Genomic DNA, 24,675 nt, shown 5'->3' with positions numbered 1-24,675 from the left:
ATACGACGTAAAAAAGGGCCGGCGTGCAATGCACGCCGGCCCTTCCTGTTTCCGCTTTCGGTTCCGCTAGTGTTCAATAGCTATCTTGCGCGTCTGGTCCTTTTCGTTTTTCGGCATGGTCAGCGTCAGCACGCCATCCCTGTAGCTCGCCTTGACGTTCTCCTCGTCCACGTTTGTGGGAAGGGACACGGAGCGCTGAAAACTGCCGTAGCTGCGCTCGATTCGGTGATAGTTGTCCTTCTTCTCCTCGTCCTCGAACTTCTTTTCGCCCTTGATCAGCAGCCTTCCGCCACTGATGCTAATGTCGATGTCCTCGGCGGTCATGCCGGGAAGCTCTGCAGTCACCCTGATCTCGTTGTCATCCTCGCGCACGTCCATGGCCGGGAACTCCTCGCCTCCGAACATGGACAGGGAGGAAAACGGTTTGCGCCAGAAGTCCTCCATCATGTCGAAAACCGACTCGGGGTTCCGTCTGGCCACGGGACTGCGGCCACGATGCGGTATAAGGTCTCTCAACATCGCTCAAAACCTCCTTTGCGTTTGTGGTTGTCAACACATCGACTCTGTCCTCTCACACGTATTTTTAATCATCTTTGCCGACAGTCAAGAGGGGCCCTATGAAAAATACCATGCCGCGAGGTTCGCGCATTCCTGAAACGCAAAAAGCCCCGCAGGGCGTACCTTGCGGGGCTTTTGCAACATACTGTATTTATCCGAGAACCGCTTCCCGGATAGCGTCGATGCCGACCTTCTCCACAAAGCGGGCGGAACGCTGCCGCTTTCCGGAGTTGTCGCGATAATAGTCCACGAATCTCTTGATGACCCCGCGCGCCTCTTCGCGGTCGAGGTCCTTGGCGAGCACATCCGCAATACGCGGCCTGCCCGAGGCATTGCCGCCCACCACCACGGTCCAGCCCTTTTTCTTGCCGATCAGTCCCACATCGCGCACAAACGATTCGGCACAGCACATGGGGCAGCCGGAGACACCGATCTTCAACTTGGCGGGCATTTCATACCCCACCAGCATTTCCTCAAGCTCCAGCCCGAAGCCAAGGGAATCGCGGACACCGAGGGAACAGACCTCGGTACCGGGACAGGCCTGCACGTAGTGCACACAGAGGCCCACTGCGGGCCCTACGTCCATCTTCAGGTCATCCCAAACCATGTCGACCTTGTCTTCTTCCAGCCCGACCATGGCGATGCGCTGGCCGGAGGTGATCTTCATGATGGGAACGTCGTATTTCCTCGCCGCACGGGCGATAGCTTCGAGAACCTCTGGCGTGACGAGTCCCACAGGTGTACGGGGGACGATGGCGTAGGTCTTCTTGTCACGTTGCAGAATGGCACCTTTCGGGGTGTCGGACATGCCTTTCTCCATTACGGGGTTGCTATTCCCGCAGCGTGCCGGACGGCGTCCATGCCGACCCTTTCCACAAAGCCCGCTGCGCGTTCACCCTTTTTGACGTTCGCGGAGAAAAAATCAAGTATTCTTCCGGTGCAGGAGAGTACAGCATCGGCGTCCAGCCCCTTGGCGACCGTCTGACCGGGCCGGGCCTTGCGCCCCGCGCTACCGCCAAACAGCAGGGTCCAGCCCTTTGCATCTCCCAGCAGCCCGACATCGCGCACATAGCTCTGCCCGCAACCGCGCGGACACCCTGAAACACCAAACTTGGGCCTGACGCCCATCCCCGTGCGCTCCTTAAGGACCGCCTCCAGACGTGCAGCCATGGCACGGGTGTCCTGAAGCCCCTTGTCACACTGCACTCTGCCAAGACACAGGGTGAGCATGAACGGGCACGCCCCGTCCAAGTCGCCTATGCGCCGCGCAACCGCATCCACCACTTCCGGCGCAATGCCGTACAGCTCAACGCGCTGGGCACCGGTGGCGCGGATGCCGGGCAAGCCAAAGTCACGCACGACCTCGGCCACGCGCGCAAGCATGGTCGCGTCCATGAACCCCTGCGGCATGGCCGGGCGAAGGGCGCACAGGCCGTCCGCCCGGCTGGAGATGCCGCCAAAGGTATCGTGAATGGTCTTCATGGCTAGATCGGAGGGGCGATGTGCACCAGCAGCCGGACCCGCGTAGTGGCCCGGAATCCATGCGGCTCGGCAATTTCGCTGATGAGCACGTCGCCGAACTTGGCAGGAATGACCGCACCGTCAGCGCCGAGGAACTCTCCCTCGCCTTCCAGCACGCAGATGGTCAGTTCGCCTTCGATGTCATGGTTATGCACCGGAAGCTCCTGCCCGGGCTCAAAGTTGAAGTTGAGCACCTTCATGAATTCGCAGTCGTGAACCAGCAGGTTGCTGAGGCCCTTTTTCTTGAAGCCGTTTTCAAACGTAAGATCTGCCTTGCGCATGATGATCTCCTTTATTTATGCAGTTTCGCGGCGCAGTACCTGACCGTTCAGGGAGACGATGATCCGCTCCACAGGAACGCGCCTGCCCGCCTTTTCAAATGCCTTGTCCAGAATAACGCTCATGCTGGAGCAACACGGCACTTCCATTTCCATCACGGTGATGGAATTGAGGTTGGCCGTGACAACCATCTCCGCCAGCTTGTTGATGTATTCCATCTGGTTGTCGAACTTGGGGCAGCCCATGAGCACGACCTTCCCTGCCACGTAGTCCGCGTGATAGCCCGGCAAGGCAACCGGAACGCAGTCCGCTGTCAGAAGCACGTCAGCATTTTGCAGAAACGGCGCGCTCGGCGGCACCAGACGCAGCTGGACCGGCCAGTGCGAAAGGTTGGAGCCTTCCGATTCCGCCTGCTTTCTCGGTACATTGGCCTGACCGCAAGGCGTCATCTGCTTGAGCTGCGCACCGGGGCAGCCGCCGCGCTTTACGGGTGCGCCGCGAACCTCCTCGGCACTCGGCATGTGGTCGGGGACCGGAAGGCCCTGCGACTCCAGGTGGTCGCGAACTGCGTCAGGGTTGAAGTCCTCTGCCGGACGCTCCTCGATGGTCAGGGCACCCTGCGGGCACTCGCCGATGCACGCGCCGAGCCCGTCGCAAAAGATTTCCTTCACCAGCTTGGCCTTGCCGTCCACGATTTGCAGCGCGCCTTCATCACAGCCGGGAACACAAAGGCCGCAACCGTCACACTTTTCTTCGTCTATGCGGATAATCTTGCGATTGGTAATCATGAGTTTTCCTCCTGTTTTTCAGGATATTGTCTATATTCTCGCCACGCCGAGAAACACGGCGTGAAGGCTGACCACCAGCGTGATGAAGGCCGCTCTGGCCCTCTCGGCGGTCATGCCGGGAAATACGTAGCCGATCTGGCCATGCCTGCATGCGCCCACGCAGTCGCCGCACAGTGTGCAGCTCAGGGCGGGACTGCCCTCTTCCAAAGCCCGGTCATCCAGAGCCGAATAGCGGCACCTGGCAATGCAGGCATTGCAACGCGTGCAGTCTGCACCGATGCGTATACGCCACGGCGACACCTTGCCGAGCAGGTTCGCAACCACACCGATGGGGCAATACGCCGTGCAATGTACCATGGTGCCATTCCTGCGTGAAATGGTGAGCATTATAATTACGCCTGCCGCACCGAACACGGCACCTCCGACGACAGCCAGAACCCACGAAGCGCCCGAAATTCTTAGACCGTACGCTGCACCAACAACAAGAACGAGTGTTGCCAGACGGGACAGAATCGTGACTCTGCGGGAGAGCGTGGCAGGCTTCCGGGCACCCAGACGGGAGGCTGCGTCATCCCACGCGCCGATGTAGCAGAGATGGCTGCACCACGCCGGACCGACAAGCAGCAGGGTCACGGAGAACAGGATGAGCATAAAAAATCCGCCGCCACGGTACACCGGCCCGCCCAGAATGAGTGCAGGCACGGGAAGATGCAGGTTGCCGGTCATGAGCATATCACGCAACCCGGAAAGGCCGAGAGCGAGTTGAAGAAAGAATACAAACGAAAATCCGGCCCAAATGTACCTTCTGACCTGCGGCTGTCTGCTCGGTTCAAGCATTAACGAGGCGATCCACTGCCCATACAGACCGAGCAGGATGATTTCCAGCCAGCCCCAGCCCGGAGCGAACCGATCCAGAAGCAGAACCGGAAACGGCACCTTTGCCTGCGCCACCGACAGGCCTAGACAGACGAGAAGGAATACCAAGCCCCTAATGGAGGCTCCCCGGCTTTGTCGGTTGAACCATCTGGTCCCGGTCGGGCCGAGAGAGAGCATAAAGGCCGCAAAAGTCACGGCGATCACTGCTCCCATAATCAAGGCAAGCCGCTCCCAGTCAGCGCCGAGCATCTGCCGGACGCGGATAAAGCCGACAGTGCTGTCAGCCCAGACCCATGCGCCCCATGCCAGTGCGGCAACAGCGGGCATTCTGACCCACTGCTTGCGGGAAAAGACCAGCGTCACGAGCAGGACATGCGCTGCGGCAAGCCCCATGTCGCCGAAACGAAGGTGATGTGCCCCGAGCAACAGGAGGCTCAGGCAGATTGTTGCGCTTGTGAGTATGTTCATGCTTCGCTCCACGGCCCCACAATGGACAATTCCCCACCTGCGTGACATGATTCAAGTCAAATCACACGGAATAATCCACTTTTTTGGAGAACTCATGGAAACGAACCAAGCGGTCCGGAATGTCTCGCTCTTCAAGGGGCTTCCGGAAGAACAGTTGGACAGGCTTGCCGAAATCACGGTCTGCAAGCGCTATCGCAAGAACGAACTCATCTTCGAATCCGACACCCCGGCAAACGGCTTTTACGCGACCCTTTCCGGCAAGGTGAAAATCTACAGGATGTCCCTTCGGGGAAAGAGCAGATACTCCACGTCTTCGGCCCCGGCGAATCCTTTGCCGAAGTGCCGGTGTTCGAGGGATCGACATTTCCGGTGCATGCCCAGACACTGGAAGCCTCGGAGCTCATCTTTATACCGAGAATGGAATTTGAAAAAATGATCAGCAAAGACCCGGATCTGGCCATGAAGATGATGGCCCTGCTGGCGGGCAGGCTGCGGATACTGGTGAACAAGATCGAGGAATTGAGCCTCAAGGAAGCACCGGCGAGAGTGGCGTCCTATCTGCTCCTGCTGCGCTCGTCGCACGATGCCCCGACCTTCAGGCTGGAACTGCCGAAAGGGCAGATCGCCTTCTACCTCGGTACCATTCAGGAGACGCTCTCGCGCATCCTGAAGCGCTTCATAGAGGACGGGCTCATTGAAATGAACGGTAAGGAAATCACGGTACTGGACCCAGACGGGCTACAGGAAGTAGCCGACGAAGGCCGCTGACGCGGCGCACTTTCAATACACGCACGAAAGCCCGCCCTGCTTAAAGCAGAGCGGGCTATTACAATCGTGCGTTGTCGTGCGGGCTAGGCCAGCTTGTTGATGGCCTGCTGCAGACGGGAGACGCGACGCTGAGCCTGACGCCAGTGAATGACGTTCTTGCGAGCGGCCTTGTCCATGATGGAGGTGACGTCCTTCATGGCGGCCTGCGCCTTGGCGGCGTCGTTCTCTTCGATAGCGGTGTTGACCGCTTTCACGGAATTCTTGATGCGGGTCTTGGTCATGCGGTTACGCAGGTTGCGAACCAGGCTCTGGCGGTGCCTTTTGATGGCGGACTTGTGGTTAGCCAACTGTCTTTCTCCTCGGTACTTTTTTTCTTATTCTTATGCGTTGAAAAACGTCTATTTCTTAACGAAGGCAGCGTTACTTATATGGTTCTGCCATCGTTTGTCAAGCATTTTCTAGACCTGCAAGGCGTTGAAATCGGCCAAACGACCGAGCTTGTCGACCAGCGCCTTGAGCAGATTCAGGCGGTTTGTGCGAAGCGCCGTATCGTCGCACATGACCATCACGTTGTCGAAAAACGCGTCCACGGACGGGCGCAGTTCAGCAAGCAGCCCGAACAGCCCGGCGAAGTCGCCCTTGCTCCACAGAGCCTCGAAACGCGGATCGGTCTCTTCCAGCTTGGCGGCCAGCGCCTTTTCGGCATCGTCCTCAAGCATGTCGGTCTCAAAGCCGCCGCTGAGTTCCTGACCGGCCTCCTCACCCTGCTTGCGGATGATGTTGGCTGCACGCTTGAAGGTCAGCACGGCCTGCTCAAAGCCTTCGCTCCGGCTGAACTCGTCCAGCGCGCCGAGACGGGCCTTGAGGGTGTGGATGTCGGCAAAACCGGCACCGATGGCCGCGTCCACCACGCGGGTGGCGTAGCCCTGACCGGTGAACATGGCCCGGAGCCGCTGGGCGAAGAAGTCCAGCAGCATGGTCAGGGATTCCTTGCGACCGACCTTCCATTTCACATCCTCGGAATACGCGGCCTGTGCATGCTTGAGAAGGCTTTCGAGGTCGAGGTCCAGCCCGTGCTCCATGATGATGCGGCAGATGCCCAGCGCACAGCGGCGAAGCGCATACGGGTCGTTGGCCCCGGTGGGAATCTTCTTGATGCCGAAACAGCCCGCGAGGGTGTCGGCCTTGTCGGCCATGGACAGCACCGCGCCGGAAAGCGAGGACGGTACCGGAGTCTCCGGCCCGGCCGGAAGATACTGCTCCGCGATGGCGTCGGCAACAACGTCGCCCTTGCCTGCGCGGCGGGCGTAAATGCCGCCCATGATTCCCTGAAGCGAGTCAAACTCGTTGACCATCTCCGAAACAAGATCAGCCTTGGAGAGGCGACCTGCGGCTCCGAAGCGCTCAATGTCGGCGGGAAGGATTTCCTTGGAATCGCCAAGCTCGTCGGCAACCCATGCACAGACTTTTTCCAGACGCCGGGTCTTGTCGCCCATGCTGCCGAGCGGGCCGAGAAAAACGACCTTGTCCAGCTTGCCGAGCCAGTGGTCGAAATCGGTCTTGATATCCGCTTCCCAGAAGAAACGGGCGTCTTCAAGTCGGGCCTTGAGCACGCGCTCCCAGCCCTTCTTGACCAGTGCGCGATCCTTGGGCTCAATGTTCAGGGTGGTCAGGAAGTGCGGCAGCAGCGAGCCGTCTTCCTTCTGCACACCGAAGCTCTTCTGGTGCGACTGCATGCTGGTGAGCAGCACTTCGGGCGGCAATTCCAGATACAGTTCGGAAATGTCACCGAGAATGGGCACCGGGTATTCCACGAGGTTGGCCACTTCATCCAGCAGCGAGTCCTTCCAGACAATGCTGCCCCCAGCAGCCTTGGCCAGACGGTCGCCTTCCTCCACAATCAGCGCCTTGCGCTTCTCGGGATCGATGATCACCTTGCAGTCCTCTTCCACGATGCGGAAGTAGTCTTGTGCGGACGGGACTTCAAAGGGACCGGGCCCCATGACGCGGTGGCCGCGGGTGGTGCGGCCCGAGGTCAGGTTCTCCAGCGTGAACTCGACGACCTTGTTGTCAAGAAGCGCCAGCAGCCAGCGCACCGGGCGGCCGAACAGCAGGTCGTGATCACCCCAGCTCATGCGCTTGGGGAACGTGAGCTTGTCGAGCACGTGCGAACAGATGCCCGGCAAAATGTCGAACGATTGCCCGCCGCCCACGCTTTTGGTGGCCGCAAGGTATTCGCCCTTGCCGGTCTCAAGCTTGTAGAGCTGGTCCTCGCTCACGCCCTGCGTCTTGGCGAATCCCTGCCCCGCCTTGGTGAGGTTGCCCTCATCGTCGTAGGCGATGCGCACCGGAGGACCGGTGACGGTCTCCTCTTCACTGCGCTGGGTTTCGGCCACGCCCACGACATGCGCGGTGATGCGGCGCGGGGTGGCGTAGGTCTTCACGTCCTCGAAGCCGATCATGGCTCCCTCAAGGGACGCGCGGAAGAGTTCTTCCAGTTCCGAAGCCAGCTTCGGCACGAAGCGGGCCGGCATTTCCTCGGTTCCGATCTCGAAAACGAATTCGGCCATGGTAAGTCTCGTCTATTTGATGGCGTTTCGCGCCGTTATTTCGACAACATGGGATAGTCCATCTCTTCACGCTGTGCAGCGTAAAGGTGGGCGATCTTCGAAGCCAGATTGCGGACCCGGCCAATGTAGGCGGCGCGCTCCGTAATGGAGATGGCGCCGCGCGCGTCCAGCAGGTTGAAGGAGTGCGAGCACTTCAGGCAGTAGTCGTAGGCGGGCCACGGCAAACCTTCCTCGCACAGTGTCAGGCACTCGGCCTCGAACTTGTCGAAAAGGTCGAAGAGCATGTCCTGATTGGAGATTTCAAAGTTGTACTTGGACATCTCCACTTCGTTCTGATGGTAGACCTGACCGTACCTGACCTCGTCGTTCCACTTGAGATCGTACACGGATTCCTTCTCCTGCAAATACATGCAGATACGCTCAAGGCCGTAGGTCAGTTCCACACTGACGGGCTTGAGGTCGATACCGCCGACCTGCTGGAAATAGGTGAACTGGGTCACTTCCATGCCGTTGAGCCAGACTTCCCAGCCAAGGCCCCACGCGCCGAGAGTCGGGGATTCCCAGTCGTCCTCGACAAAACGGATGTCGTGCTCGGAAGCGTTGATTCCGAGAGCGGCGAGGCTTTCGAGATACAGCTCCTGCACATTGTCCGGCGAGGGCTTGAGGATCACCTGAAACTGAAAATAGTGCTGCAGGCGGTTGGGGTTTTCTCCGTAACGACCGTCGGTGGGACGGCGGGACGGTTCGACGTAGGCCACGTTCCACGGCTCGGGGCCGATAACGCGGAAGAAGGTGGAGGGGTTGAAGGTGCCCGCCCCGACCTCGATGTCCACCGGCTGCACGATAACGCAGCCGTTCTTGGACCAGAAATCCTGCAGGGTCAGAATAACATCCTGAAAGTTCATGCAAAAAACTCCGAATCAAACCTTTTTGAAATACCCGTTCTCCCACTGGAGACCGAGATGATAGGCAACAAAAGCCTCGATGAGGCGGCGGCTCTGTCGGGCGACGTCGGCAGGCATGGACAGGCGTGCCCAGTCGGCCGGGCGGGTGGTGCGAATCCATTCAAGCGAACGGAGCACACCCGGCGACACTCGACGAACCACTCCGTCTACCGCTTTCCGGCCCGATTGACAAGCAGCGCATACGACCTGCCCCGACTCGACGCTGACCAGCGGGGATTTCATGCCCTCGGCAGCCGTGCCGCACGACGCGCACTCCTCGAACGCCGGACGATAGCCAAGCTCGAACGCAGCCTTGGCGCGAAACAGAAACGGGATCATGTCCCCCTGCGGCAGGGTTTCCTCAAGCAGTTCAAGCGTTTCAAGAAGCAGGTCAAAGACTATGCGGGCATCCTGCGGGGATGGGTCCATGAGCCGCACGAACTCAAGACAGTTCACGGCCTGCCCGAGCACGGCGGTATTCTTCTTGATTTCGAAGAATCCGTTTATCAGGGAGCCCTCTTCCAGACTCTGATAGGTGCCGGTCTTGTTGGCGGAAAAGGAAAAAAGGACGAGATTGAGAGGATCAAGGCAGCCTACGAAACGGCGTCGGCTGCGAAATCCGCCAAAAGCAAAGGCGTTGAATACGCCCTGCGTGGGAGTGAGCAGGCGAACCCATGCGTCGACCTCGCGGAAACGGCCGACCTTGAGGACCAGCGCTTTTTCCGAGGAACGCACGATACAGGCCGCCTACGGGACGTCGAATACTATGGTCTGGGCGTTGCCCTTGGAGTCGTCCAGTTCATAGGGCTTGCCGTTGTGCCTGACCGTGACACCCGCCACGTTGCCGATGCGAATGCGGCGTTTGCTGTTGAACTTAAGCGTCAACGGCTCGCCGTTTCGCAGGAAAAAGTCACGATACATCTTCTTTTCGTCGCCCTTCCAGACACCAACCCAACATCCCTTGTCAGAGACGGCCCGGATAACCAGAAGATGCGCGTAGAGCTGACGGTCGGACTCCTGCTCTTCCGTCTCCCCGACGGTCTCCTGCTCTGCCGGAGGCTGCTGCGCGGTTGCGACTTCCGCCGCGGCCCGTTGCGCTTCGACAGGCTTTTCTTCATTCTCCCCAGCGGCCTGAGCCATGGAGGAGCCGTCTGATTGTACGGCTTCCTCCGGGGCTTGCGCCCCGGGTTCCTCGGCAACTTCGTCCGCAGCCTCAGCCACCTCCTGCGAAGCGGCCTCCGGCTGCGCAACGCTTTCCATTTCGGATTGCGCTGCAGGCTCAGGCTGCAACTCCGCAACGGCAGGAGCCTGCGCCTGTTCCGCAGGCTGTTCAACTGCGGCTTCATCACTCTTGGGCAACAGGGCACCACCCATCTTGCCAAAGTAGAAAATGAGTCCGACCAGCAGGGCCAGCAGGAGAACCAGAAGCAAAATGGACGGCCAGCGGCTCTTGCCGGACGCTGCGGGACCTTCTGAAACGGTGAAAGCCTTGTCCGCCGCAGGGGTGACCTCATATCCTTCCGGATCCGGGCACTCCTGTTCCGTCATCTCCTGATCCACCACCATGGCCAGTTCCTCACCGTCCAGACCGAGAAGGCGCGCATAGCTGCGAATAAAGCCTTTGGCATAAACGGGATGCGGCAGATGGTCGCAGTTCCCTTCTTCAAGCGCCACAATGTTGCGGCGGCTGATCTTTGTGGTCTCCATCACCTCATCAAGAGACAGGCCGCGGCTCTCGCGCGCCCGTTTCAGTTCCAGACCCATTTCCTGGAAATTCATGTCGTATAAACCTTACCTTGCTATTGATCCATGTACTCAATCACGGCCTTGTCGTGCAGCTTCTGGAAGTATTCATCGAATACCTGCTTGCGTCGTTCGGCCATCAACCGTTTCATGATGTCGTCCTTAACTTCCTCAAAAGGAGTGACGTCGCCCTGGTTCACCGATCGCAGAAGGATTATCGTCTCCTTGCCGCCAATGAGCATGGGGTCGGTCATCTCGCCGGGCTCCAGTCCTTCAAGGGCTTTCTGCCACTCGTCGGCCAGTGCACGGCGCATGACTCCGTTGACCTTGCCGCCATCACCGGCACCCGGCCCCACGGAATATTTGTCCGCAGCTTCGGCAAAGGTCATTTCCTCGTCATCGATGCGTTTGACAACTTCCTTGCTCGCCACGTCGGGCGGTAGCACGATGACGGAAATATCAAGCGTCTCGCCGGTAGAGTACTTGTCCATGTTCTTTTCGTACTCTTCCTTGAGTTCCGTATCGGTCACGAGCACCTTGTCGTGCACCATGTGGCCGACAATGCGCTGCTTCTTGATGCTTTCGCGAATCCTTTCCCGGAATTGAGCCAGCGTGAAGCCGTCGTTGGCGAGGATTTCCGCCAGTTGTTCGTCGGTGAGGTTCCGCTCGGCCTTGATGCGGGCGATTTCCTCGTCAACGTCCTGATCTTCGACGGTGATGCCGTAGCGCTGGGCCTCAAGCTCAAGGAGCAACTCCTCGACCATCTTCTCCAGCAGCTTGCCACGGATGGTCTGGCGCATCTCCTGAGTAATCTCCTGTCCTTGCTCCTTGTAGCGCTTTTCCACATCCTTCATCTTCACGGCAAGGTCGGACTCAAGAATGATCCCGTCATTGACCTTCACGAGAATCCTGTCGAAGACATACTCTTCCGCGCGCGCCAGAGAGGCGGTCACGAGAAGAATCATCAGGGCCAAAACAACATGCTTTCGCATTATTCAACTCCGGACACCCGGACAGGCCGGGGCTTTTTGTGCGGTACAGTAGACCCTTTGTCGCCTGTCTGCAACATTCCGGCAACAACTCTAGTCGGTTGTCGCATTATCCTGCGCATCTTCAGGCGCGGATTCCAGCAGATGCTCGCTGATCTCAATGCGTGCGCCGGACACGGCCTGATCCAGCCATTCATCAAAAGCCTGCTCCATCTTGCGTTCCAGCAGCACTTCCTCCACCAAAGGATACACCTGTGTGGGGCTGAGAACCTTTTCCGGCGTGCGTTCAAGCACCACCAGCGCCTCGTAGCCAAACTTCTCCTTGATGACACCGCTGCTCTGACCGACCTTGAGGCCGCGCAGTGACGCCTTCCAAATGGCAGGAAGACGCTTTTCGTTCATCACAAGCTCACGCACCTCGAGTTCCGTAAAGGCCTCGCTGAGTCCCTGAATATCCTTTTCATCCCGGAATTTTGCCACCGCGCCTTCAACAATCTGCTGATTCGGGCCGCGAATAACGAGCAGTCGCATGGATGCAGGCATGACGAAATCCGCAATATGGGCCTTGTAGTACTGCTCGGCTTCCTTGTAGTCGATTTTGATCTTGGGCCGCAGCACCTGCTGCATGAACTTCCGGGTTGCAAGCTGGTCCTTCATCTGGATTCGCCAGTGGTCGAGGTCGACATACTGCTCCCTGAGCATCATCTCGAATTCGCCTTCGGGATAGTCGGCGCGAATGGTCTCTTCCTGTTGGCGAAGCTCTTCCTCGGTCACTTCCAACCCGAGATTGACAAGCTCCTGCCGGACCAACTCCGAGACTATCAGGCCACTGAGGATGTCCCTGTACTCACTGCGCAGCACCTCGACGCTGGGGATGCCGTCGCCTTCATTGGCAAGCGACTGCATATCATGAATATATTCCAGCGTGTCGAGCATGATGGGCTCGCCGTTGACGCGGGCCACGACGCCCACCTCCGAGTCTTCGCGGGCGCACCCCGCAAACGTGGAAGCGACAAGCGCCAGAAGCGCGACAACCGTAAGAAAACGTTTCATTCATTCACCATTTGAGTTCTAAGTGTCCGTCCCGCCGGAAACAAGGCCAGCCAGTTCGGTTGCCGCGGCTTCAAGCGCCTCGCGAACCGTATCGGCCTCGGCATAGCGAAGCTCCACACGTCCGGGCGGGAGCAGCCGGGAACGCTCCTGTCGTTCGGCAACCCAGGCCACCAGCGCCTCCGGACTGATGACATCGGCGGTCTCGTCCCAGGTGATGACCGCCCTGCCGGGATACAGCTCGGCCTTTGCCGCCTGCAACCTCGAAAGAACCTGTTTGAGCGTCAGCACGCCGATAAAGGTATCCACCTGCTCCGGCAGCGCGCCGAAACGGTCACGCAGTTCGGCTTCAAGCTCGCGCAGCTCGGTCTCTTCACCGGCACCCGAGAGCGCCTTGTAATACCGAAGCCGCTCTTTGGGATCCGGCACGTATTCATTTGGAATGTGCGCCTCGAATACGAAGTTCAGCTCCGGCTCGGAGGCTCTTGTCTCGGTTTCTCCCCGGACACGGCGCACTTCCTCTTCCAACATTTCAAGGAACAGGTCCAGCCCCACGCGGGCGATCTGGCCCGACTGGGATTCGCCGAGGATGTTGCCCGCGCCCCTGAGACGCAGATCCTCCATGGCGATCTTGAACCCTGCACCGAGATAATCCAAGTCGAGAATGATACGCAAGCGCTTCCGCACCCGTTCCTGAAGATCGTCCAGCGACGGCACAACGAAATAGGCATATGCCTGCCGCTCGCTTCGTCCCACTCTACCGCGCAACTGGTAGAGCTGTCCGAGGCCGAACATCTGCGCCTGATCCACGATGAGCGTGTTTGCGTTAGGAAAATCAAGCCCGGACTCGACAATGGCGGTACAGACCAGCACATCCAGCTCATTATGCCAAAAACCGTGCATGGTCTCCTCCAGCCCTTTCTCGCTCATGCGGCCGTGAGCCATGCCCACGCGAGCATCCGGCACCAGTTCACGGACGAATTCGGCCACTCGTTCGAGTCCTTCCACACGGTTGTAGACCCAGAAGACCTGACCGCCACGGGCCAACTCTCGCTCCAAAATGGCCTTGAGCTCCAGCTTGTCCCGCATCAGGATGCCGGTTTCCACCGGCTTGCGGTCTTCGGGCGGCGTCTCGATAACCGAGAGGCCGCGCAACCCTGACATGGAAAGCTGGAGTGTCCTCGGGATGGGCGTTGCCGAGAGCGTCAGCACGTCAATAGTGTTTCGGAACTGCTTGAGCCGCTCCTTGTGACGCACGCCGAAACGCTGCTCCTCGTCGAGAATCAGCAGGCCGAGGTTGGGTAGCTCCACGTCCTTGGAAAGCAGCCTGTGCGTGCCGATGAGTATGTCGATCTCGCCCCGGGCCGCTGCCTCAAGTGTGATCTTCTGCCGCTTGCGGTCCACGAAACGGCTGAGCATTCCGATTCGGACCGGAAAACCCTCCATGCGGCGCAAAAATGTCTGGTAATGTTGCTCGGCCAGCACGGTGGTGGGACAGAGAAGCGCGGTCTGCCGCCCTTCCAGTGCGGCACGGAAGGCGGCGCGCAGTGCCACCTCGGTCTTGCCGAAGCCCACGTCGCCACAGACAAGGCGGTCCATGGGTTCCGGCTTTTCCATGTCGTCAAAGACATCCTGAATGGCCTTTTCCTGATCCGGGGTCGCCTCGAAACCGAAGCCGACCTCGAAGTCACGATACATCTCGTCCAGCGGGCCGTAGCTGAACCCTTTGGCCACGCGGCGGTAAGCATACATCTCCACCAGTTCGTGGGCGATCTTTTCAATGGCCTTTCGAACGCGCGCCGTGGTGTTCTTCCAACGGGTGCCGCCGAGCTTGTCCAAAGCCGGGCTGGCCCCTTCGGGCCCTTTGAAACGCTGGACGAGCTTGAGACGGTCCACCGGCAGATAGAGCTTATCGTCGCCCGCAAAATCAAGAAGGAGATAGTCGTTGGCCACATCACCAAGCTTGATGTGATGCAGGCCGTCATATCGACAGAGGCCGTAATCACGGTGCACCAGAAGATCGTTTTCCGCGAGGTCTTCGTAGGCGGTCAGCCCCTTGAAAGCCTTGTCGCGGGCGCGGTGGGCCTTGGGGGCCTCAGGCTGGAGTACGCCTTCACCCAAAAGACGCATCCCCGCCCACTCGATTTCGACCCCATGCTTGAGCGGGGCTACAACTGTGGACACACCTTTTCGGCCAATCTCCACGTCAAGCTGAAACGGGATTCGCTCAGGTTCGGCGAGGCTCAGAAACCGATTGCGGGACCGCTCGGTGCGAAAACCGAGAACCGTGCCAGTTCCGGCCCTGTTCCACTCCTTGATACCCTCCATGAGAGCCTGCCACGGACGTCGCTGGTGGTCGGGCTGCCAGAAAAGGTCCGCGAATTCGCCTATGGGACGCTCGGGCAGGTCAATGCCATTTTTTTCAGTGCCTATGACCAGTTCCTCAAAAACGAGCTGCCTCTTGCCCCGCCACAGGCCGCGGGCTCCTTCGGAGGTTCGGCAAATGGCACTGAGCGGCCAGCGGCGGCCATGGTCACGCTCCTCGGCCTCGAGAAAACTGCGCCACGACCGCTCGGTGTCTTCGATGCGCTCACGAAGCGCGCCACCACCGGCGAGGATGAAAGTGCTCTTGGGCGGCAGATGCTCTTCGATACCAGTTGCATCAGGATAAAACAGGCCGGGCCAAACGTGCGCGTCGGACTGGTCCAGCCGCTCAAGAAGATGCTTCTCGTCGTCGGCGGTCATTTCTCCGCGTGAGCGGTGGCCCTGCCAGAGCTCACGCGCGGCGGTCGCGTGCGGGTCTGCGGCGATTCCCGGCGACACCGGAAGCAGAATCGCTTCGGCAAGGTCCGCCTTGGAGCGCTGGGACGGCCCCTCGAAAAGACGGATATCCTCCAGCGTGTCCCCAAAGAACTCAAACCGCAACGGCATGGGATAACCGGGAGCGTGAATGTCGAGGATATCACCGCGCAGAGCCGCCTCACCGGGACCTGAAACCATTCTGGTGCGAGCATAGCCCCACTCCACCGCCTGCTCCAGAATAATATCCGGTGAGAGGTCGTCACCACGTGAAAGGGTGAGCCAGCTGTTTTCCAGAACGGACGGCGCTGGCCAGCGCACGGCCGCGTTGTCGGCGGTCATAAGCAGGCAGAAAGGCGCTTGCCATACATCAGCGAGTAAAGCGCGGCCCAACGATCGGCCCACTCCTCTGGTCGGGGGTGCCGTGCCGGATACGGCGGCAGGACCGTGAATCCCTTCTCCCAAACAGGGGCATGAGGGTCGCCGCCAATATCAAGAAGCATGCTCAGGATAGCCTGCGACTCCTTGAGTTCGCGACCGCCCGGAACAACCATGACCACGTTCTGTCCTCGATCAACGAGATCGCGAGCCAGCAGGGCCCTCGTTCCGGGACCGCTCTTGAAGATGCGCAGACTATCAGTCTTGCCGCGCAGGAATTCCGTCAACTCTGTGGGGTACACTCTATTCTCCCCGCCCGAGACGGGCGGAACACGAAAAACCGCCTTGCGCTTTCAGCGAAAGGCGGCCTTCGTCGATATCGGGTCAAAAGGTTAAACCTTGTTCAAGGCTTCCTTTTCCTCGTTACTCAGAAGCTGATCGAGATCGAGAAGAACCAGAAGCCGCTCTTCGAGCTGGCCGATGCCGTTGATGTATTCGGACTCGATGCCCGACACAACCGGCGGCGGCGGCTCAATGGTGCCGGCCGGGATTCGCAGAACCTCGGAGACCGAGTCCACCACGAACCCGACGATCATCACGTCGATTTCGATGACGATAATCCGCGTATGCTTATCATGCGGGCGCGACTCAAGGCCGAACCGTCGGCGGAGATCGACAATGGGGATGACTTTGCCGCGCAGGTTGATGACGCCCTCGACAAAATCCGGGGCGCGGGGCACGTTGGTGATGTCCATCGTCCGGATGATTTCCTGCACCCGAAGGATGTCCACGGCAAATTCCTCAAGGCCGATGGTAAAGGTAACCAGCTGGATAAGCTCAGCATCCTGCTGTTGAACTTCGTTCTCTTCCATTTCCATAATACCGGATCCTCGCATGTGGTGTGGTTGTCGTGGCAGTCCTTCGCCATGCGTTTGTATACCAAGGAAAAATGGCAAGGGGAACAGGATTTGTCAATACGCGGCTGACAGTCGATTTTCCCCCTCAGTTCGGGTGGATTTATAACGGGTTGACGCAGGCTCGGAATGGGTCTAACGTATGGGTATTCAAAACATTTAAGTAGCTATTTTCATTAGCTTTTTACCCCAAAGGACGTCACCTGCATGGGATATTATGCCAAATCCGAGGACGCGGTCACGCTGGAAGAACAAGTAAAATGTCTGGAAGATGAAGAGCTTTTGGATTTCTGGATGGAAACGCAGGAACTGGCAAGACACGTTGAGAACTTCGGCCAGTCGGATTCGGAACTCAATCCGGAGTACGAACGCGTCATCCTCAGGGAGTTGCAGTTCAGAAACTGCAGAAGATACGCACTGTAATCGTTCACAAAAAACCTCCGGAAACGGAGGTTTTTTCTTTATTACCCCGAGCAGCAAATGAACGCTTGACTTATTGTGAGCTTTCGTCCAATGTGACGGCTCAGACACCAGCGGCACCCGTGGAGGCGCGGTCTCAATGTTGACCAGCGCTGGTTTGAATGGAAACAGGATTATCGAGGAGCAGTGTGCATCTTTGTGCGCTGCCCCTTTTTTTTTGGTGCACGGGCGCCAATTGCAGTATCACTTACTTTAGGAGTTTTGAATGTCCAAGAAGCTTTACGTCGGCAACCTGCCCTGGTCCTCTACTGAAGACGAAGTTCGCGCAGCCTTTCAGGCTTACGGCGAAGTCACTTCCGTCAATCTGATCGAGGACCGCGAAACCGGCCGCCCCCGTGGTTTCGGTTTCGTGGAAATGAACAGCGAAGGTGCCCTCGAAGCCATTGAAAACATGGACGGCAAAGACTTCGGCGGTCGCCCGCTGAAGGTCAACGAAGCCAAGCCCCGCGTGGAACGCCCCCGCTGGTAAGGCTTTTGCCGGCCACATAATTCTGCCTTTCGGCAGCGCCCGTCTTCCTCGGGAGGCGGGCGCCTTTTTTTTCGGCGACTATGATGCCGCTCACCCAACAGGGAGGTTTTCTTGCAGAAGAGAAACTACGGATTTGAAAAGAGACAAAAGGAACTGGCCAAAAAGAAAAAGAAAGAAGAAAAGAAACAGAAAAAACTCATGCGCAAGCAAGAGAACCTTGAAAATGAACAGGAATCGAACGACGATACCGACGAGATTGCCGAATAGGGACTCAATGACAACAAAGGGCTCATCTCCAGCAGGATGAACCCTTTTTTTGCACTCAGCGCTTGAGATAACGCGCAAACGGCCCTTTTACTTCCTCCAGCTTTTCCTCGATAACCAGAGGAACCGTCTTGGCAAAGAAATCCAGCAATATAACTGCGTTGACGCTCGAGTCGGCTTTCGATGCAAGGCGTAGCCTTCGGGCCAGAGAAAGATTCACCTCCTCCATATCACGGTAAATCCTCGTCAATCCGCTCATATCCTCGTCGAAGTCCATGCCCTGCCGCTGCCTGAAATACTGCGCGAGCATATACATGGATGTGGAACGATAGATGGTTTCATCCTCGCCGGAAAACGGCAGATGGAACCGGGCCATGGGGCGGAACCAATACGTATGGGGACAACCGCTTGTAGGGATTATCAAACCGAGCATCGAGCTCAAGCCGCGCTGCACGGTGGTGTCTGCGCTGATGGTTCGATATTCCATCTCGACAACGACATTCGCCTTTTCATGCGAAACACGCTCATGGAAGCGCTCTATAACCTTTATAAGCCTCAATGCGAGCGGACAATAGTCCACATCGATCGTGCAGTGCGAGCACCGCTCGACCTCCATGCCAGCCCAATCGGGCGGCGAGGCAGGCACAGGGCCAAGGTAGTCCATGGTTTCCGGATCAAAGCGAAGTTCGAACCGTTCCACATGACCGCCTTCGAGCTGGAACGTATAAGTCACTTCCATGTCTATCACATACACTCTCCATTGAGTGTGGACAAGCGTAGCGTTTAACGAAACGACATGGTCAAAAAAAAAACGCCCCGGTGGTGGCCGGGGCGTCCTCGTTTTATCTGGTCAGCTTGCGGAACTTGATCCGGTGCGGCCTGCTGGCCTCTTCACCGAGTCGCTTCTTGCGATCCGCTTCATATTCGCTGTAGTTGCCCTCAAAGAACTCGACTTTGGAGTCGCCTTCAAAAGCCAGAATGTGCGTGGCGATACGGTCGAGGAACCAACGGTCATGGCTGATGACCAGCACGCAGCCGGCGAAGTTCTCAATCCCTTCTTCCAGCGCCCGCATGGTGTTCACGTCAAGGTCGTTGGTCGGTTCGTCAAGGAGGATGACGTTGGCACCGGACTTGAGCATGGTGCCGAGGTGCAGACGGTTTCGCTCGCCGCCGGACAGCACGCCGACCTTTTTCTGCTGGTCCGCCCCCATGAAATTGAATCGTCCGCAATATGCGCGGGCGTTGACCTCACGGCCACCGAGCAGAATTGTCTCGCGCCCTCCGCTGAGGGTTTCGTAGACCGTCTTTTCCGGGTCAAGGGAGGCGCGGTCCTGATCCACATAAGCCAGCTCGACAGTGTCGCCGAGGGTCATGGTTCCGGAGTCCGGCTGCTCCTTGCCGGTAATCATCTTGAAAAGCGTGGTTTTACCCGCACCGTTGGGACCGATGATACCCACGATGGCGTTGGGCGGAATAATGAAATCCATGTCCTCGACCAGCAAGCGGTCGCCCATGGCTTTGCTCACATGCTCGGCCGTGATGACCTGCTTGCCGAGGCGGTTCCCCGGCGGGATGTAGATTTCCAGTTCCTTGCCGCGATCCACGGACTCGTGAGAAAGCATGGATTCATAGGCATTGATGCGCGCCTTGGACTTCTTGCGACGGCCCTTGGGACTCATCTTGATCCACTCAAGTTCGCGCTGAAGAGTGCGCTGGCGCTCGGATTCGGACTTCTGCTCCTGCGCGAGGCGCTTTTGCTTCTGATCGAGCCAGGAGGAGTAATTGCCTTTCCACGGGATGCCCCGGCCGCGGTCGAGTTCCAGAATCCATCCCGCCACGTTATCGAGGAAGTAACGATCGTGAGTGACCGCGATGACGGTTCCGGGGAAGGTGCTGAGATACTTTTCCAGCCAGCCCACGGATTCGGCATCGAGGTGGTTGGTAGGTTCGTCAAGCAGCAGAATGTCGGGATTCTGCAGCAGCAGGCGAACCAGCGCGACGCGGCGTTTTTCACCGCCGGAAATGTTGGGGACCGGAGTATCACCGGGGGGGCAACGCAGCGCGTCCATGGCCATTTCGAGCCGGGAGTCGATGTCCCACGCCCCTTTGGAATCCATGAGCTCCTGCACTTCGGCCTGCCGGGTGATGAGCGCGTCCATTTCGTCTGCTTCCATGGGCTCGGCGAACTTGGCGTTGATTTCGTTGAACTCGTTGACGAGCTGCATGACCTCGCCCACACCCTCTTCCACCACTTCACGAACTGTTCTGGTCTCGTTTTGAAGCGGTTCCTGCTCAAGATAGCCGATGGTGTAGCCGGGAGAAACGTGTGTCTCTCCCTCGAAATCCTGATCCACACCGGCGAGTATGTTCAGCAGCGAACTTTTCCCCGAGCCGTTCAGGCCCAGCACACCGATCTTCGCCCCGTAAAAATAGGAAAGCGAGATGTCCTTGAGCACTTCCTTGGTGTTGTGCTTCTTGGACACTTTATACATGGAATATATGATCTTTTCAGAATCACTCATTTAAAATCCCTCTCGGTTCTTGATTTTCTTCATGTCGTAGCGACTCCTTGGCAAACCCGGGACGTTTTGTCCAGCACAAGCTTGCCGCGCGATGCGCCCATTAGCGCTCTGCGAAATGAAAGCCGGTCAAAACCCGGCGCGATGCAAACGAATCAGAATTTCAGCCGCATCCCGGAATGCATGGGCCGGACAATGGCATCCAGCTTACGCATAAGGACTCTGGTGGCCTCTTCCCCGGTGCAATGCCCGGGCACGATGAGCGACGCCCCGCACCCACGCAAAGCATTGAGCGCCTGCTCCATCTGATCCCTGTCTGAATTATAGAGATGCAGACCGCCAATAACCGCATGAACCTGCTTGATCCCGTGACGGTCTTTCAGCACGGCAAGGCTGTTGGCGATGCCGGAATGACAGCAGCCCAGCAGAACAACCGGGCCTTGCCGGGTTTCGATAAGTAAAAAGGCATCGTCCACAACATGGTCAGCCTCACGCCCCTCACGGTCAAAGGCAAATCCCTTGATGGCCTCGTAATTGCCGGGAAGCCGCGGGATATCCGTCACCATGATCACTGACGGCGCGATCTCCACGGAACCCTCAACAGGCTCGAATGGTGGCATGCCCTGCAGAACGCCGATGCTTTCGGGAGGATCGTGCCGGACGCTGAATCGCTCCCGGGTTGATCCCGGATGCGCGTAAATCGTGCCGCCAAACCCGGCCTTGAGCAGACCGGGCAAACCGCCCGCGTGGTCATAATGACCATGAGAAAGCGCAAGCAACTCGGCCTTGGCTACGTCAATACCGAGTTCTCGGGCATTATCCAAAAATGCCGAACTCTGGCCGCAATCCCAGAGTAGCAGCCTGTCTCCCAAAGAGACAGCACAGGACAGCCCCCACTCGCTGGCGAGGCCGTCACCGGCCTCGTTATCCATCAAAACGGTAATGTTCACGGGCACGTCAGTGTCCTATCTTACGCATGTCCTCGCGGAACAGCTTGTAGTTGTATGAGTCGACTACAGCCTGCCAGCTTGCCTCGATGATGTTGTGTGAGACTCCCACCGTTGTCCAGCGCTCAATGCTGTCGCCGGATTCCACCAGAACCCGGACGAAAGAGGCTGTGCCGCCGGTATCGCGAACCGCGCCGGAAAGCACACGCACCTTGAAGTCAAGCAGGCGCACGTCCTCAAGGCAGGGATAAAACCGCTCCAGCCCTTTACGGAGCGCGCGGTCGAGCGCATTGACCGGGCCCATGCCCGTGGCCGCGGTGTGCTCTTCCTTGTCGCCCACATGGACCATGACCGTTGCTTCGGAGAACGGCTCGGAGTCCTCTTCGCGCTTGGCATCCACCACGAAGAAGTTCCGGAACTTGAAGTAATTGAAGTGGCGTCCCGATACGATCTTGTGAAACATCAGCTCGAATGAGGCTTCGGCCACGGAGTATTCGAAACCCATGCTCTCGCGCTGCTTGAGCTCCTTGATGAGCTGATCCAGCCTCGGGTCGCCCTTTTCCAGCGGGTGGCCGAACTGCTCGGCCTTGTGCAGAAGATTGCTGCGCCCGGCGAGATCCGAAAGCAGGACACGCTGTACGTTACCCACGGCCTCAGGCCTGATGTGCTCGTAGGTTCGGGAATCCTTGCGCACCGCACTGACATGCACCCCGCCCTTATGCGCGAATGCGGACGCACCCACGAACGGCTGGCGCATGAACGGCCGCAGGTTCGCGATCTCGCTGATGTAATGCGAGACTTCCGTCAAACGGGCCATGTTGTCCGGGCCGAGGCTCTCGTAACCGAGCTTCAGTTCGAGGTTCGGGATGATGGAACAGAGGTTGGCGTTGCCGCAACGTTCTCCGTAGCCGTTCATGGTCCCCTGCACCTGTACGGCACCGTGACGGATCGCCTCCAGCGAATTTGCAACCGCCAACTCGCCGTCATTGTGGGCGTGAATGCCAAGTTTGGCCTCAGGCAACCTCTGGGTCACGGCCTTCACAGCTTCAGCGATCTGATGCGGCAGCGAGCCGCCGTTGGTATCGCAGAGAACAAGCACGTCTGCCCCGGCTTCATGCGCTGCCTGAACACAGTCCAGCGCAAACTCGGGATTGTTTCGGAAGCCGTCGAAGAAGTGTTCGGCGTCGAAGAAGAGTTCACGGACATTCGGGCGCAGATACGCCACGGACTCGCGAATAAGTTCCACGTTGCGGTCGTTATCGATGCCGAGAGCGAGTTCCGCGTGAAGGTCCCACGTCTTGCCGAAGATGGTCAGCACGTCGGCTCCGCAGTCCAGGAGGGACTGAAAAATGGGGTCGGTTTCCGGCGTGGCCTTCGGATTGTAGGTGCTCCCGAAGGCCGCGATGGACGAATTCCTGAATTGATGACTTGCAATTTCATCGAAGAAGTGGCGGTCCGTGGGATTGGAGCCGGGCCAGCCGCCTTCGATGTAGTGCACACCAAGCTCGTCGAGCTTGTGGGCGATGCGCACCTTGTCTTCGGTGGTGAGATTGAGTTCTTCGGCTTGGGTGCCGTCCCTGAGCGTCGTATCGTATATTGCTATCCTGTACATGATTCCGCTTTTATACCGCCCTCGTCGAGAGCGAATTCCTTATGCAGCGTTCTCACTGCGAGTTCCGTGTATTTTTCGTCGATCAGGAACGAAACCTTGATCTCCGAGGTACTGATCATCTGGATATTGATGTTGTCGTCGGCAAGCGCCCGGAACGCACGGGAGGCGACTCCGGAGTGGTTGCGCATGCCGACGCCGATAATCGATACTTTCGACACGTCACTCGCTGATAGCAAGTCTTCGTAGCCGATTTCGTAGCGTAGCGCCTCAAGGGTCTTGATGGTCGCGCCGAGATCGGCCTTGGGTACCGTGAAGGTCATGTCCGTCTTGCCGTCCTTGCTCGGATTCTGAACGATCATGTCCACGAGAATCTTCTTTTCCGCAAGGGGGCCGAAGATTGCGGCGGAAACGCCGGGGCGGTCCTGAACGTGGACCAGCGTGATACGGGCCTGATCCTTGTCATAGGCGATTCCAGATACGAGAACAGCTTCCATGTCGTCATCCTCCTGACTGACCAAGGTGCCCTGCTCGTCGGAGAAGGTCGAGCGGACATGCACGGTTACATTATATTTTTTGGCAAATTCAACGGAACGAATCTGGAGCACTTTGGCTCCCATGCTGGCCATTTCCAGCATCTCGTCGTAGGCGATCTTGTCGATCTTGGTGGCGTCGCTGCAGATATTGGGGTCCGTGGTAAAGACCCCCGGCACGTCCGTATAGATTTCACAGACTTCCGCATCAAGCGCCGCGGCCATGGCCACGGCCGAGGTGTCAGACCCCCCACGACCGAGCGTTGTGATACGACGATCACAGTCACATCCCTGAAACCCGGCAACCACCAGCACATCGTGGTCATCCAGCATTTCCTTGAGCTTGGTGGCTTCAATGTCCACGATGCGGGCCTTTCCGAAGCTGCAGTCCGTCAGGATGGGGGCCTGAAAGCCCAGCACGGAACGGGTTCGGATGCCCTGCTGTTTGAGCAGCATGGAAAAAAGCGCACAGCTCACCTGCTCGCCAGTGGAAACGAGCGAATCCACTTCCGCAGGATCGGGATTGGACGACCACTCGTTGGCAAGAACCAGCAGGCGGTTGGTTTCTCCGGCCATGGCGGACAGCACAACCACGACCTTGTTGCCTTCGCGCAGAGGGCGCATGACCTTCTTCATGACCTCGCGCTGGGTCTCCAGACTTGCGACCGAAGTGCCGCCGAATTTCTGTACGACGATATTCATTTGGATTCCGTATTCTTTATGTATTGGCCGAGACGTTTCCCAAGACTGTCGAGAAAGTCTCCGGCTCGATTTCCCATTGCATGCAAGACGAGGACTCGTCCAGTCCTTTCCGGTTCCCAGACGAGATGCAGCGCCTCTTCGGGCCACTCGCTCCGGGGCAGATACTCCACCCACTCCACCACGGCCACGGACGACTCCCCGGCCAGTTGATCAAGGACTTCATCCCCCGGCGGCATGCCTTCGAGCCGGTACAGGTCGAAATGCGCCACCACGGGTTCGGTGGGGTACAGGTTGAAAATATTAAAGCTCGGGCTTGAGACCTCGGCCTCATCCGCACCCGGCAGCGACTCCACAAGGCCGCGTACCAGCGTGGTCTTGCCGGAGCCCAGCCCGCCCTGAAGCAGAATGGCCGGAGGCGCTTCGGTCTCGCGCAGAAACGCCGCAAGAGCGCGTCCGAGCGCGAGGGTCTCCTCCGCATCCTTCAGGAAAAACGTCAACGGCATTGGG

The 24,675-nt window shown here is 58.4% G+C and carries 24 protein-coding genes and 2 pseudogenes; 5 read left to right on the top strand and 21 right to left on the bottom strand.

Going from position 1 to position 24,675, the window contains the following annotated elements; genetic code table 11:
• Nucleotides 1–66: 66 nt before the first annotated feature.
• The 6 genes from JCM12178_RS01980 to JCM12178_RS01955 all read right to left on the bottom strand — a co-directional run bounded on the left by JCM12178_RS01980 (nucleotide 67) and on the right by JCM12178_RS01955 (nucleotide 4,490).
• Entirely contained in the window at nucleotides 67–519 is a 453-nt protein-coding gene (locus tag JCM12178_RS01980; RefSeq protein WP_054648282.1) for an Hsp20/alpha crystallin family protein, read from the bottom strand.
• Nucleotides 520–709: 190 nt separating this feature from the next.
• Nucleotides 710–1,366 carry a ferredoxin-like domain-containing protein gene (locus tag JCM12178_RS01975; RefSeq protein WP_054648281.1) on the bottom strand — a complete coding sequence of 219 codons (657 nt, stop codon included), beginning with the start codon at nucleotides 1,364–1,366 and terminating at the stop codon, nucleotides 710–712.
• Between the two features lie 11 nt (nucleotides 1,367–1,377).
• Nucleotides 1,378–2,040 (bottom strand): ferredoxin-like domain-containing protein, encoded by a 663-nt coding sequence (locus JCM12178_RS01970; RefSeq protein WP_054648280.1) that lies wholly within the window; start codon nucleotides 2,038–2,040, stop codon nucleotides 1,378–1,380.
• A 2-nt stretch (nucleotides 2,041–2,042) separates the two neighbouring features.
• Complete coding sequence (locus JCM12178_RS01965; protein WP_054648279.1) at nucleotides 2,043–2,360, bottom strand: cupin domain-containing protein; 318 nt, start codon at nucleotides 2,358–2,360, stop codon at nucleotides 2,043–2,045.
• 15 nt (nucleotides 2,361–2,375) lie between these two features.
• Nucleotides 2,376–3,146, bottom strand: a complete 771-nt coding sequence (locus JCM12178_RS01960) for an ATP-binding protein (protein ID WP_054648278.1) — start codon at nucleotides 3,144–3,146, stop codon at nucleotides 2,376–2,378.
• A 30-nt stretch (nucleotides 3,147–3,176) separates the two neighbouring features.
• Entirely contained in the window at nucleotides 3,177–4,490 is a 1,314-nt protein-coding gene (locus tag JCM12178_RS01955) for a 4Fe-4S binding protein (RefSeq protein WP_054648277.1), read from the bottom strand.
• Nucleotides 4,491–4,550: 60 nt separating this feature from the next.
• Between JCM12178_RS01955 and JCM12178_RS20585 the strand changes: the two are divergent.
• A pseudogene (locus JCM12178_RS20585) lies at nucleotides 4,551–4,877 on the top strand (hypothetical protein); the annotation flags it as partial.
• 45 nt (nucleotides 4,878–4,922) lie between these two features.
• On the top strand, nucleotides 4,923–5,258 hold the full coding sequence (locus JCM12178_RS20580; protein ID WP_369404443.1) for a Crp/Fnr family transcriptional regulator: 336 nt from the start codon (nucleotides 4,923–4,925) through the stop codon (nucleotides 5,256–5,258).
• Between the two features lie 83 nt (nucleotides 5,259–5,341).
• Here the strand turns inward: JCM12178_RS20580 and rpsT are convergent, their stop codons facing one another.
• The 9 genes and pseudogenes from rpsT to JCM12178_RS01905 form a co-directional block, all read right to left on the bottom strand.
• On the bottom strand, nucleotides 5,342–5,605 hold the full coding sequence (gene rpsT, locus JCM12178_RS01945; RefSeq protein ID WP_054648276.1) for a 30S ribosomal protein S20: 264 nt from the start codon (nucleotides 5,603–5,605) through the stop codon (nucleotides 5,342–5,344).
• A gap of 111 nt (nucleotides 5,606–5,716) precedes the next feature.
• The gene (gene glyS / locus JCM12178_RS01940) at nucleotides 5,717–7,828 is read right to left on the bottom strand and encodes a glycine--tRNA ligase subunit beta (protein WP_054648275.1); all 2,112 of its coding nucleotides are present in this window, start codon (nucleotides 7,826–7,828) and stop codon (nucleotides 5,717–5,719) included.
• Nucleotides 7,829–7,863: 35 nt separating this feature from the next.
• The gene (gene glyQ / locus JCM12178_RS01935) at nucleotides 7,864–8,733 is read right to left on the bottom strand and encodes a glycine--tRNA ligase subunit alpha (RefSeq protein WP_054648274.1); all 870 of its coding nucleotides are present in this window, start codon (nucleotides 8,731–8,733) and stop codon (nucleotides 7,864–7,866) included.
• A 15-nt stretch (nucleotides 8,734–8,748) separates the two neighbouring features.
• The gene (recO, locus tag JCM12178_RS01930; RefSeq protein ID WP_054648273.1) at nucleotides 8,749–9,507 is read right to left on the bottom strand and encodes a DNA repair protein RecO; all 759 of its coding nucleotides are present in this window, start codon (nucleotides 9,505–9,507) and stop codon (nucleotides 8,749–8,751) included.
• A 12-nt stretch (nucleotides 9,508–9,519) separates the two neighbouring features.
• Nucleotides 9,520–10,551: a helix-turn-helix domain-containing protein gene (locus tag JCM12178_RS01925; RefSeq protein WP_054648272.1), complete on the bottom strand. Its 1,032-nt coding sequence runs from the start codon at nucleotides 10,549–10,551 to the stop codon at nucleotides 9,520–9,522.
• Nucleotides 10,552–10,571: 20 nt separating this feature from the next.
• Entirely contained in the window at nucleotides 10,572–11,507 is a 936-nt protein-coding gene (locus JCM12178_RS01920) for a SurA N-terminal domain-containing protein (RefSeq protein WP_054648271.1), read from the bottom strand.
• 90 nt (nucleotides 11,508–11,597) lie between these two features.
• The gene (locus JCM12178_RS01915) at nucleotides 11,598–12,557 is read right to left on the bottom strand and encodes a SurA N-terminal domain-containing protein (RefSeq protein WP_054648270.1); all 960 of its coding nucleotides are present in this window, start codon (nucleotides 12,555–12,557) and stop codon (nucleotides 11,598–11,600) included.
• 18 nt (nucleotides 12,558–12,575) lie between these two features.
• Nucleotides 12,576–16,033: pseudogene (gene mfd / locus JCM12178_RS01910) on the bottom strand (transcription-repair coupling factor).
• Between the two features lie 90 nt (nucleotides 16,034–16,123).
• Nucleotides 16,124–16,609: a chemotaxis protein CheW gene (locus JCM12178_RS01905; RefSeq protein ID WP_439646682.1), complete on the bottom strand. Its 486-nt coding sequence runs from the start codon at nucleotides 16,607–16,609 to the stop codon at nucleotides 16,124–16,126.
• 243 nt (nucleotides 16,610–16,852) lie between these two features.
• Between JCM12178_RS01905 and JCM12178_RS01900 the strand changes: the two genes are divergently transcribed.
• From JCM12178_RS01900 to JCM12178_RS18555, 3 genes are all read left to right on the top strand, one after another.
• Nucleotides 16,853–17,068 (top strand): hypothetical protein, encoded by a 216-nt coding sequence (locus JCM12178_RS01900; RefSeq protein ID WP_054648269.1) that lies wholly within the window; start codon nucleotides 16,853–16,855, stop codon nucleotides 17,066–17,068.
• A gap of 262 nt (nucleotides 17,069–17,330) precedes the next feature.
• Nucleotides 17,331–17,594: an RNA recognition motif domain-containing protein gene (locus JCM12178_RS01895; protein WP_054648268.1), complete on the top strand. Its 264-nt coding sequence runs from the start codon at nucleotides 17,331–17,333 to the stop codon at nucleotides 17,592–17,594.
• Between the two features lie 111 nt (nucleotides 17,595–17,705).
• Nucleotides 17,706–17,861, top strand: coding sequence for a hypothetical protein (locus JCM12178_RS18555; protein WP_172677055.1), 156 nt, complete (start codon nucleotides 17,706–17,708; stop codon nucleotides 17,859–17,861).
• Between the two features lie 55 nt (nucleotides 17,862–17,916).
• Here the strand turns inward: JCM12178_RS18555 and JCM12178_RS01890 are convergent, their stop codons facing one another.
• From JCM12178_RS01890 to tsaE, 6 genes are all read right to left on the bottom strand, one after another.
• On the bottom strand, nucleotides 17,917–18,597 hold the full coding sequence (locus JCM12178_RS01890; protein WP_439646684.1) for a DUF6901 family protein: 681 nt from the start codon (nucleotides 18,595–18,597) through the stop codon (nucleotides 17,917–17,919).
• A gap of 103 nt (nucleotides 18,598–18,700) precedes the next feature.
• Nucleotides 18,701–20,380 carry an energy-dependent translational throttle protein EttA gene (gene ettA, locus JCM12178_RS01885; RefSeq protein WP_054648266.1) on the bottom strand — a complete coding sequence of 560 codons (1,680 nt, stop codon included), beginning with the start codon at nucleotides 20,378–20,380 and terminating at the stop codon, nucleotides 18,701–18,703.
• Between the two features lie 152 nt (nucleotides 20,381–20,532).
• The gene (locus JCM12178_RS01880; protein WP_054648265.1) at nucleotides 20,533–21,333 is read right to left on the bottom strand and encodes an MBL fold metallo-hydrolase; all 801 of its coding nucleotides are present in this window, start codon (nucleotides 21,331–21,333) and stop codon (nucleotides 20,533–20,535) included.
• A gap of 1 nt (nucleotide 21,334) precedes the next feature.
• Nucleotides 21,335–22,936, bottom strand: coding sequence for a citramalate synthase (cimA, locus tag JCM12178_RS01875; RefSeq protein ID WP_054648264.1), 1,602 nt, complete (start codon nucleotides 22,934–22,936; stop codon nucleotides 21,335–21,337).
• Nucleotides 22,924–24,168, bottom strand: coding sequence for an aspartate kinase (locus JCM12178_RS01870; protein WP_054648263.1), 1,245 nt, complete (start codon nucleotides 24,166–24,168; stop codon nucleotides 22,924–22,926). Before JCM12178_RS01870 ends, cimA begins: the two co-directional genes overlap by 13 nt.
• Nucleotides 24,165–24,671, bottom strand: a complete 507-nt coding sequence (gene tsaE / locus JCM12178_RS01865; protein ID WP_054648262.1) for a tRNA (adenosine(37)-N6)-threonylcarbamoyltransferase complex ATPase subunit type 1 TsaE — start codon at nucleotides 24,669–24,671, stop codon at nucleotides 24,165–24,167. The genes JCM12178_RS01870 and tsaE overlap by 4 nt, the downstream gene beginning before the upstream one ends.
• Between the last annotated feature and the right edge of the window lie 4 nt (nucleotides 24,672–24,675).

The sequence above is a fragment of the Salidesulfovibrio brasiliensis JCM 12178 genome (assembly GCF_001311825.1).
Classification (GTDB): Bacteria; Desulfobacterota; Desulfovibrionia; order Desulfovibrionales; family Desulfovibrionaceae; genus Pseudodesulfovibrio; species Pseudodesulfovibrio brasiliensis.
Note: the sequence above shows the minus strand (reverse complement) of the source record. Positions and strands in the feature narration are given on the sequence as shown.